The organism is Thermoflexus sp. (genome assembly GCF_042408365.1).
GTDB lineage: Bacteria > Chloroflexota > Anaerolineae > Thermoflexales > Thermoflexaceae > Thermoflexus.
The window spans coordinates 1-9,009 of sequence record NZ_JBHOQJ010000140.1 but is presented as its reverse complement, the minus strand read 5'-3'; the positions used below and the strand labels follow the sequence as shown (position 1 = coordinate 9,009).

At 62.7% G+C, this 9,009-nt stretch carries 8 protein-coding genes; 3 read left to right on the top strand and 5 right to left on the bottom strand.

Translation table 11 applies throughout. From position 1 onward, the window contains the following. Positions 1-261: 261 nt before the first annotated feature. On the bottom strand, positions 262-1,053 hold the full coding sequence (locus ACFMO5_RS06485) for a sugar phosphate isomerase/epimerase family protein (protein ID WP_376791942.1): 792 nt from the start codon (positions 1,051-1,053) through the stop codon (positions 262-264). Between the two features lie 312 nt (positions 1,054-1,365). On the opposite strand from ACFMO5_RS06485, the gene rpsO reads away from it, so the two are divergent. Together rpsO and ACFMO5_RS06475 are read left to right on the top strand one after the other, a co-directional pair. Continuing rightward, a complete protein-coding gene (rpsO, locus tag ACFMO5_RS06480) occupies positions 1,366-1,635 on the top strand; it encodes a 30S ribosomal protein S15 (protein WP_376791941.1) in 270 nt (89 codons plus the stop codon). Between the two features lie 87 nt (positions 1,636-1,722). After that, positions 1,723-3,948: a polyribonucleotide nucleotidyltransferase gene (locus ACFMO5_RS06475; RefSeq protein WP_376791940.1), complete on the top strand. Its 2,226-nt coding sequence runs from the start codon at positions 1,723-1,725 to the stop codon at positions 3,946-3,948. Positions 3,949-4,121: 173 nt separating this feature from the next. On the opposite strand, the gene ACFMO5_RS06470 is transcribed toward ACFMO5_RS06475, so the two are convergent. From ACFMO5_RS06470 to ACFMO5_RS06455, 4 genes are all read right to left on the bottom strand, one after another. After that, positions 4,122-5,138, bottom strand: a complete 1,017-nt coding sequence (locus tag ACFMO5_RS06470) for a L,D-transpeptidase family protein (protein ID WP_376791939.1) — start codon at positions 5,136-5,138, stop codon at positions 4,122-4,124. A gap of 274 nt (positions 5,139-5,412) precedes the next feature. Beyond that, a complete protein-coding gene (locus ACFMO5_RS06465) occupies positions 5,413-6,270 on the bottom strand; it encodes a hypothetical protein (RefSeq protein ID WP_376791938.1) in 858 nt (285 codons plus the stop codon). Beyond that, entirely contained in the window at positions 6,267-6,626 is a 360-nt protein-coding gene (locus tag ACFMO5_RS06460) for a hypothetical protein (RefSeq protein WP_376791937.1), read from the bottom strand. The genes ACFMO5_RS06465 and ACFMO5_RS06460 overlap by 4 nt, the downstream gene beginning before the upstream one ends. Positions 6,627-6,880: 254 nt before the next feature. Further along, complete coding sequence (locus ACFMO5_RS06455) at positions 6,881-7,222, bottom strand: hypothetical protein (protein ID WP_376791936.1); 342 nt, start codon at positions 7,220-7,222, stop codon at positions 6,881-6,883. A gap of 388 nt (positions 7,223-7,610) precedes the next feature. On the opposite strand from ACFMO5_RS06455, the gene ACFMO5_RS06450 reads away from it, so the two are divergent. Further along, positions 7,611-8,891, top strand: coding sequence for an ABC transporter substrate-binding protein (locus ACFMO5_RS06450; RefSeq protein WP_376791935.1), 1,281 nt, complete (start codon positions 7,611-7,613; stop codon positions 8,889-8,891). The last annotated feature ends 118 nt before the right edge of the window (positions 8,892-9,009 follow it).

Sequence of the window (9,009 nt, the reverse complement as noted above, 5' to 3'; positions counted from 1 at the left end):
ACGCAGCCCGCCCCTCACAGAACCCCTTCGAGGTGAAGACGGTGAATCCCAAGCGCCTGAATCGCGCAGCGCGGCTTTGCCTCCCGCATGGTGCCCAGACCAGCGGTTGAGCCCATCCTCGGGGCCAGGGAGCCCGCCTCCCCTCGCGTGGCGCAGATCCGATGGACCATATAACCCCGCAGCCCATAGAGGCCAGGGGGCCTCCTGGGCCGAAAGTCTCATCATCGGGGCGGACAAAAGCCGTTAAAAGCGTCCGCCGGGTCATGGGGGCCCGGACACCCGTTGCAGAATGCGTTGCAAGATCGGGAAACTTTCCTGGATCTCCGCGAGGCTCGGCATCTCCAGGATCAACATCGGGCGGTTCAAGCAGCGTGCCAACCGGCTGAGGACCGGCTCTATTGGGACCACTCCTTGGGTGAGTGGGAGGTGCCGATCCTGAACCCCAGTCGTGTTATGAAGATGCGCATAGATCAGCACCGGCTCCAAGACGTTAATCCAGGCTTGGATGGGAACGCGGGAATACAAATAGGCATGGCCGATGTCCAGACAAGCTCCGATATGGAAGTGGTTCACCCGTTGGATCACCTCGACCTGGAGGAAAGGATCCGGCTCCCACATGTTCTCCAGGGCGATCCGAACTCCTGCTTCCTGGGCCTCAAAAGCCAACGCGGTCCAAAACGCCGCCTGTCGCTCCAGCCAGCGAGGGCGATAGGAATGCTCGTCCACCAGCGGGTTGTAATTTAAATGAAAATTCACCAGCCACGCCCCTAATGCGTCAGCGATCTCCAGCGACTGGCGATAACGATCCATCGCCACAGCTGCGATCCGTGAGTCCACGCTTCCGCTGAACAGATCTACAAAGGGGCCATGGAGGGAGATTGGGCCGGAAAACCCCGCCAGGGCCTGGCGATAACGATGAAGCAAAGCCTGCCAATCGCCATCCAGGATCTCCGGCTGGGCGAATTCCTGAAGCTCCAGGCCCAGGCCATGAGCCTCGGCGAAATCCCGAAGCGCTGGCAGATCCTCTAGCTTTCCGCAACTGATCCCGATCATAGGCCCCGATCCGCTGGAGCTACCTTTGATTCGATTTTATCTCATTATAGGAGTTGCGCGGCTTGGAGCCCGCAAGCGGAGGCGGAAGGGCCCCCTGAGGAAACCCACTGCGCAGTGCTTTGTCTATCTGAGTTTTTGGGATATGCAATGGGGAAGGCAGATGGCCTCCAGCCCCCGAGGATCTCCAGGTAAAACCGCCGGGAAGCGGGTTCGGCCCTAAACGCCGTTTGCAAAACATATTCTAGTTTGCTACAATATAAAACTTGAGAGACGATTTTCCAGCTCTAGAATCCCCACGTGGAGGAAGGCGCAGTGAGCCTTTCGAAAGAAGAGAAACAGCAACTTGTTGAGATGTTCCGGCGCCACGAAACGGATACCGGGTCGCCGGAGGTCCAGATCGCTATTTTGACGGAGCGGATCAACCGCCTGACCGAGCATCTGAAGCAGCACAAGCATGACGAGCACTCCCGGGTTGGGCTCCTGAAGCTGGTCGGCAAACGCCGGCGGCAGCTGGAGTACCTCGCCCGGGTGGATCCCCAGCGTTATCGCATGATACTGGAGCGGCTGGGGCTGCGAAAGTAGGCCCGTCCTGAGGAGGCTGGGAGTGGGCGGTTTCGCCGCCTGTCCCCAGCCCCCTTTTACCACTCGTCAGAGGGAGCGTAACGAAACGTGAGGCGAAACAAATACGTCTTTAAAACGGTCGTCGGCGACAAGGAGATCACGATCGAGACCGGCTACTTCGCCTGGCAGGCCAACGGTGCAGTGATCGTTCGTGTCGGCGATACAATGATCCTGGCCGCAGCGACGATGGCCAAGGAACCGCGGGAGGGCATCGATTTCTTCCCGTTGAGTGTGGATTTTGAGGAACGGCTCTACGCCGCTGGTCGGATCCCCGGCAGCTTCCAACGTCGGGAGGGCAAGCCATCGGAAAACGCGATCCTCACCGCCCGTCTGGTGGATCGACCTCTCCGCCCCCTGTTCCCGAAGGACCTCCGTAACGATGTCCAGATCATCTTGACCAGCCTCTCCGCTGATCCGGAATATCATCTGGATATCCCTTCCATTATCGCCGCCTCGGCCGCCTTGACGATCTCGGATATCCCCTGGTTTGGGCCGGTCGGTGCGGTCCGGGTGGGATATATCGATGGGCAGTTCGTCATCAACCCAACCGTCAGCCAGATGGAGCATAGCCTGCTGGATCTGCGGCTGGGGGGGACAGCGGATGCGGTGATCATGGTGGAGGCCGGCGCGAAGGAGGTCCCTGAGGATCTCATCGTGGAGGCCATCCGTTTGGGGCATGAGGCGATGCAGCCGCTGATCGCCCTCCAGGAGGAGATGCGAGCAGCCATCGGGAAGCCCAAGGCCTCCTACCGCCCCTTCGCGATCTCCGAGGAGATCCGCCAGGCGGTCCGCGCTCGCCTGAACCATCAGATCGCGGAGATCCTGGATACTTATTTTGACAAGGATAGGCGAAACGAGGCGCTGGATGAGCTGGAGGAAGAGATCCTCCAAGCGCTCTCAGAGTATGAGCAAAACCAGGTGAAGGAAAGCTTCCACGAGGCGTTACGGGAGGAGGTTCGCCGCCGCATCCTGGAGGAGGGGCGTCGGCCGGACGGGCGGGGGCCGAAGGACATCCGGCCCATCGAGTGCGAGGTGGATGTGGCCCCCCGGGCCCACGGCTCCGCCCTCTTCACCCGCGGCGACACCCAGGTCCTCTCCGTCGCCACCCTGGCTACCCTGGCGGAACAGCAGGAGCTGGACACCCTCGCGCCCGAGGAGAGCAAACGCTATATCCACCATTACAACTTCCCACCGTTCTCCACCGGGGAGGTCCGGGTGCTGCGGGGTGCCTCCCGGCGGGAGATCGGCCACGGGGCCCTGGCGGAACGGGCGCTGCTCCCGGTGATCCCCCCGGAGGACGAGTTTCCCTACACCATCCGGGTGGTGAGCGAGGTTCTCTCTTCGAACGGCTCGACCTCCATGGCCAGCGTGTGCGGCTCCACCCTGGCCTTGATGGACGCCGGCGTGCCGATCCGCAAGCCGGTTTCCGGCGTGGCCATGGGATTGGTGACCGCCGATGAGACCTGGCGGAAATACGTCATCCTCACTGATATCCAGGGGATGGAAGACCACCTGGGGGATATGGACTTCAAGGTGGCCGGCACGGCCGATGGGATCACCGCCCTTCAGATGGACGTGAAGATCAAGGGATTGCCCTACCATGTGCTGGCCGAAGCCCTGCATCAGGCCCGGGAGGCCCGCCTTTACATCCTCGAGAAGATGCTGGAAGTTCTGCCCGCACCTCGACCCGAGCTGAAGCCGCACGCCCCGCGGATCTTCACAGTGCACATCCCGGTAGAGAAGATCGGCGCCCTCATCGGCCCCGGTGGCAAGACCATCCGCAAGATTCAGGAGGAGACGAAGACCCAGATCGACATCGAGGAGGATGGGACGGTCTACATCGCGGCCACCAGCCTGGCCGACGCCGAGAGCGCCCGCCTCAAGATCGAGGCCTATGCTGAAGAGCCGCAGGTCGGTAAGATCTACCTGGGGAAGGTGATCCGTATCGCTGACTTCGGGGCCTTCGTGGAGATCCTCCCCGGCGCGGTGGGGATGGTCCACATCTCCCAGATCGCCGACCAGAAGGTCAACCGGGTCGAAGATGTGGTGCAAGTGGGCGACCAAATCCTCGTGATGGTCACCCATATCGATGAAGACGGCAAGATCCGCCTCTCCCGCCAGGCCGTCCTGGAAGGGCTCTCGGTGGAGGAAGCCCAGCAGCGGGATCGCCTGCTATCGATGAAAGCCGCCCCCAAAGGCAAGGGAAAGCCCGGTGAGGAACGTCCTCTAACCGGCCGGGTCAAGATCGTCCGGCGCACCTCCGGGGAGCGCTAACCCCAGGAAATACCCCCATCGAGGGATGGGTAACCCCTGGTTGCCCATCCCTTTCCTTTTTCTCCGCCGAGGGAACCAAAGGGCCCAAGGTGAGGAAACGGCGGGGATCTCCCTTCGAGCTTCTCCGGGCGGGACCGCCCGGAGCCAGGCTGGTTGAACTGTCGTTGCCTTGTTTAGGGCTGCACCACCACTGGCGTTCCCACATCCGCCCACTGGTAAAGCTGCTCCGCGATCGGCGTGGGCAGGTTTACGCATCCGTGGCTCATGGGGCGGCCGAAGTTGTTATGCCAGTAGGTGCCGTGCAGGGCGTAACCTCGATAGAAATACATCACGTACGGAACGTTCGGCAGCCGGTAGCCCGGGCCGGTCATCGTCTGGGAGCGCAGCTTGAGATAAATGCGGAAGGTTCCGACCACTGTAGGCGTGCGCGGCCGCCCGGTCGACACCTTCGTCCGCAGGACAGGGGTATCCGCTTCATAAGCGATCATCTCCTGGTCGCTGAGATCGACCAGGATCCATCGGCCTGGGAAGGGGGGTCCAGGAATGGGAGTGCGCGAGGGGGTGGGACGCAAACGGGGCAAAGCGGTTGCGGCGGGATAAGGGCTCGGCGTCCGCGTGGGCAAGGGGCTGGGCGTGAGGGTTGGAGCTGGAGCGGTGGGAGAGGAAGCCCGGGAAGGCTCCCAGGTTGGGGGAAGCGAAGTGGGTGTCGGTACAGCCCCCTCCAGGCTCGCCGCCGGGATAGGAACCCCCGGATCCTGGGATGTCGGATCCACCGAAACATTGAGGCCCAGATTGAACGCCGAGGTTTCCTCCCCTGTCGTTTGGCCGGCGCCCAATTGCCCCCCTCGTGCGTCTCGCTCTGACGTCAAAGCCTGCTCTCCCCCTACGAACGCATAGAGATCGAACACGCCCAGCCCCCACGCGACGAGGGCAACCGCCATCAACACGAACAATCCGTAGATGAACCCTACCCTAATGACCCATCGAGGCCATCGCCTTGGGGGCCGTCCCTGTCCATTCGGGAAACGTCTTCGGATCCGCCGCACAACTGCCCGGATCGCAGGAGCGGTAGGCGCCGCGGCATAGGCCTGAGCCGTCCACCACAGGGCTTCCTCGGGGGAAGCCGCTCGAAGCGCCTGCTGTGCCCAACACAACGCCTGTAACTCCAAACGCCGTGATGAAGCCCTCATGGCTCTTCCCCCCATAACGGACGCGGATTTCTTCATGGTTTCAGGGCTGATCAACTCTCCGACACACCGCTGATCACCTTTGTGGTTCATGTGCGGAAAGAGGACGAATTCTTTGTTGCGGCAGCCTCGCTGCCGCAACAAAGAATTAGACTTAGGAGTTACGCAGCGGGTTTCCTCGTGAGGGCTTTGGGGGCGGAGCTCTTCCGCTTCCTCTCGCGGGCTCCGAATTGCGTAACTCCTAAGGCCTTAAAGCTTATGCGCCCAACGAAGAACGCTAACGGGGCAGGCGCACCCATATCTCCCACCCTGTCCACCCGGTCCCACCCTCTGGGCTCGCGCACGGTCGGGCGACCAACTCGCTCAGGACCGGCTCCGGGCTCTCCACCCCCACCTGATAAGCTTCCTGAGGTTCCATTCGGACATCGGCATACCCCTCCCCCATCCCGGGCTTCAATCCAGTGAGCAATGTCTCCATCCCTCGCGGCCCATTCACCCACAACCGCACCCCGGCGCGTTCTCGTCCATCCAGGCTGAAAACCCGGATCCGTAAGAGGGGCAGGGGTTCACACAACGAACGCTGCTCGGCCACATACGGGACCGATGGCCTCGGCGTGGAGGTCGGGGTCCCCATCTGAGCTGGGGAAGGTGTGGGGGAAGGCTCCCGCGTCGGGCTCGAAGTGGGTGAAGGATAGGGCGTTGAGGTTGCCGTGGGAACAGGCGATGGTGTTGGGATCAACGTGGGCGAAGGCAGCGGGCGGGTGGGAACTGGAGTGGCCAGCACGACGACCAGCGCCGGGGATCGCGCGCCCACCTGTTGCGCAACCCGGGCCAGGGCTCGGACGAGCCCTGAGGGCCAGTTCTCCAGAAGGCCGCGCTCCACCAGAGCGCTCACCCGCTCGGGGAGATCCGGCCAAGCCAGGGCGTCCAGGCGCCGGCGCAAGGTCACCGGATCGCCTTCCAACTGGTTCGCATAAGCCGTCAAAACAACCCAGAGATCCTGATAAGGGGGGGCGAGATCCGCCGGGGACGCCCCACCGGGAGGGGGAGGAAACGCTTCCCAGGCCAGATAGAGCCCTCCTCCCAGCCCGAGCAGGAGACCTACAAGGAAAGCGATCGCCAGACGCCCCCTCATGGCGGCCCTCCAAGGGGTTTCGATGAGGACGTCTGCAACGCGCGGAGCAGTTGAGCGATCGCGGAACGTGCTGCGGGAGACATCGAGACCGCCGGGCGGTTGGAGAACTGGCGCAGGACCTCGATAGGATCGCCCAGCAGGGCCAGACGGGCGCGCGCGAGGGCTAGATCCTGATCTTGGGCGTAGGCGAGGGCGACCATCTGGACATATTCAGCCTGCCACTGGGGGTGAAGATCCCCTGGCGCGACCCCCACGTAGCGCACCGGCCAGACGTAGCGTCCGAGGAGGAACCCCACCCCCACACCGATCGCCAGCCCCAGGCCGATCATCCCGATCTCCGCTTTCAACGCGCGCATCGCCGTTTATGCCCTTTATGGATTGGAATGGGTGATCTCCCCGAAGGATCTGGATGACCCGACGGCCTTGCGAATGTGACACAGCCCACTCTCTCCGAGGCACCCATGCACCCGTGTGGGGGCACCCCTTGTGGGTGTCCCTACCCTATCCCACGGCTATCCCCAACCGAGGCGGAAGGGCTCCATCCCCTCTCTCCTCCCTGTGGTACGCGGGCCACCGAAGGCAACCCCCATCCCCCAGAGAACCACAATGCTCATCGAGGGCCATCCTCGGCCTTCAGAGATGGTCGGTGAAGATGGCATTCCCCGCATCCGATTTCCGGGCGGGGGACTTCCACCAGACGAAGGGTGCACACCGCGTAAACGCGCACCTGCTCACGCAGCCCCAGCCAGGCCTTCACCACCCGAGCCTCCAGCGCGAGATAGGGGCATGCGTTCGCGCGGACGATCCGAGGGACCGGACAGGTGGCGCAGAGATAAGGCTTCCACGTTCCCCCACCGGGGGTCCGCTCGATCAACCGACAGGCCTGGGTCTGATGCCCGCGATAGTAATCCTCATAGTAGAAGGGACACTCTGTCCCATATGGCGTGCGCACGACGTTGCCTCCGCTTAACTTGAATTATACCTTGTCCCTCCACGTGCTGACGGAAGCGCGAGGATCGCGGGACAACGCTGCGTCCCATCGAATTGTTGGAAGTATTCAATGAAAGGGCCGATGATCCCTTCCTTACCCCACCGAGAACCCCTTGACATTTTCGATCATGGTCGCTATAAAAAATGTAAAAGCTTATAAACGAATGTTTGTTTGATTTGGGGAGCTGAGGAGGCCAAACGGGCCACCGATTCAGCCATCGGTTCGACGCTCCTTCGCGGCTGGCCCCCGAAGCCCACCCGTAAGGCGATCGTCCCTTATGGATCATCCACCGGTTGGGACTTGTGCGAGATCCCTATGGCATCTCATCCGCAGGGGAAAGGAGGGGCCTATGAAGCGTTCTATCGGGCTGTTCAGCGCCCTGCTCATCGTTGTGCTGGCCTCATGCGCCGCGCCCACCCCGACCCCGCCGCCCGCTGCCACTCCAACGCCTGCGCCCGCTGCTCCCCCTACCCCCACACCGGCGCCGAAGGTCGGGACGCCCTACAAGATCGGCTTCATTGCCTCCATCACCGGCCCAGGAGCTAGCCTGGGCATCCCCGAGCGCAACGTCGCTCAGATGGTTCAAGCACAACTCAACGCAGAAGGGGGAATCGTCGGCCCCGATGGGGTGCGCCACGAAGTGCAGATCCTGATCTTCGATGACGAGAGCAAGACCGACACGGCGGCCACCGTGACCCGGCGTCTCATCGAGCAGGAGGGCGTGGTGGTTCTCGTGGCTGGCACCCTCAGCGGCCCGAGCCTGGCGATGGTGCCCATCGCCACGGAGGCCAACGTGCCGATGGTCTCGATGGCCTCCGCTCGCTCCATCATCGAGGATCCTGAGACGAAGAAGATGCGCGAGTGGATCTTCAAACCCGTCCCTGAGAACCTCCACTCCGCCCAGATGCAAGCCGATTACCTGAAGGCCGTGGGGGTGACGAAGGTTTGCCATCTCTATGAGAACACCGCCTATGGGAAAGATACCTTCGCCAGCGCTCAGGCGATCTTCCCGAAGGCGGGCATTGAGATCGTTTACGGCGACGCCTTCGAACGCACGGCGACCGAGTTCCCCCAGGTGGAGCGGGTGAAGGCCAGCGGCTGCGAGGCCGTGGTGATCGGCTCCATCCCGCCAGCCTCCGCGTTGGTGAACGTGGCGGTCCGCGACGCCTTGCCGGAGATCCGGATCGTGCACGGCCACGGCTCATGCAACGCGGATCTGATCAAGAACGCGGGCCCGGCGGCGGAGGGCACGGTGATGCCCTGTGGCAAGATCCTGGTGGCCGACCAGCTGCCGGACACGGATCCGGTGAAGAAGCTTAACCTGGACTTTATCCGGGCCTACCAGGACTTCACGAAGGGGGAGCCCATCAGCACCTTCGCCGGCCACGCTTATGACGCCCTGCAGTGGGCGCTGGCGGCCTTGAAGACTTTACCGGATGGGCTGCCGCTGGCGGAGCAGCGGGCGAAGGTGCGGGAGGCCCTGGAGACCCAAATCCGGAACTTCCCCGGCACCCACGGCATCTTCAACGTGACCCCGGAGGATCATCTGGGCTTCAATTACACCGACTTCGTGTTGGTCACAGTGAAGGATGGGAAATTCCAGATCCTTCCCAAAGACCAGTGGAAGTAGTGCTTCATCTTTGAGGATATGGGATGGTGTGGGCTAACGGCCCCACCCCCTTACTCCCTCCTCCCCACGGCCCCAAGGGCCATGGGGAGGTTGGGGCGGGCCGGGCGCCTTTGGCGCC

What these genes read in the sequence shown, in the direction of transcription:
- ACFMO5_RS06450 (WP_376791935.1), top strand. Translation starts at nt 7,611, where the DNA reads ATGAAGCGTTCTATCGGGCTGTTCAGCGCCCTGCTCATCGTTGTGCTG.
- ACFMO5_RS06460 (WP_376791937.1), bottom strand. Translation starts at nt 6,626, where the DNA reads ATGCGCGCGTTGAAAGCGGAGATCGGGATGATCGGCCTGGGGCTGGCG.
- ACFMO5_RS06465 (WP_376791938.1), bottom strand. Translation starts at nt 6,270, where the DNA reads ATGAGGGGGCGTCTGGCGATCGCTTTCCTTGTAGGTCTCCTGCTCGGG.
- ACFMO5_RS06485 (WP_376791942.1), bottom strand. Translation starts at nt 1,053, where the DNA reads ATGATCGGGATCAGTTGCGGAAAGCTAGAGGATCTGCCAGCGCTTCGG.
- ACFMO5_RS06470 (WP_376791939.1), bottom strand. Translation starts at nt 5,138, where the DNA reads ATGAGGGCTTCATCACGGCGTTTGGAGTTACAGGCGTTGTGTTGGGCA.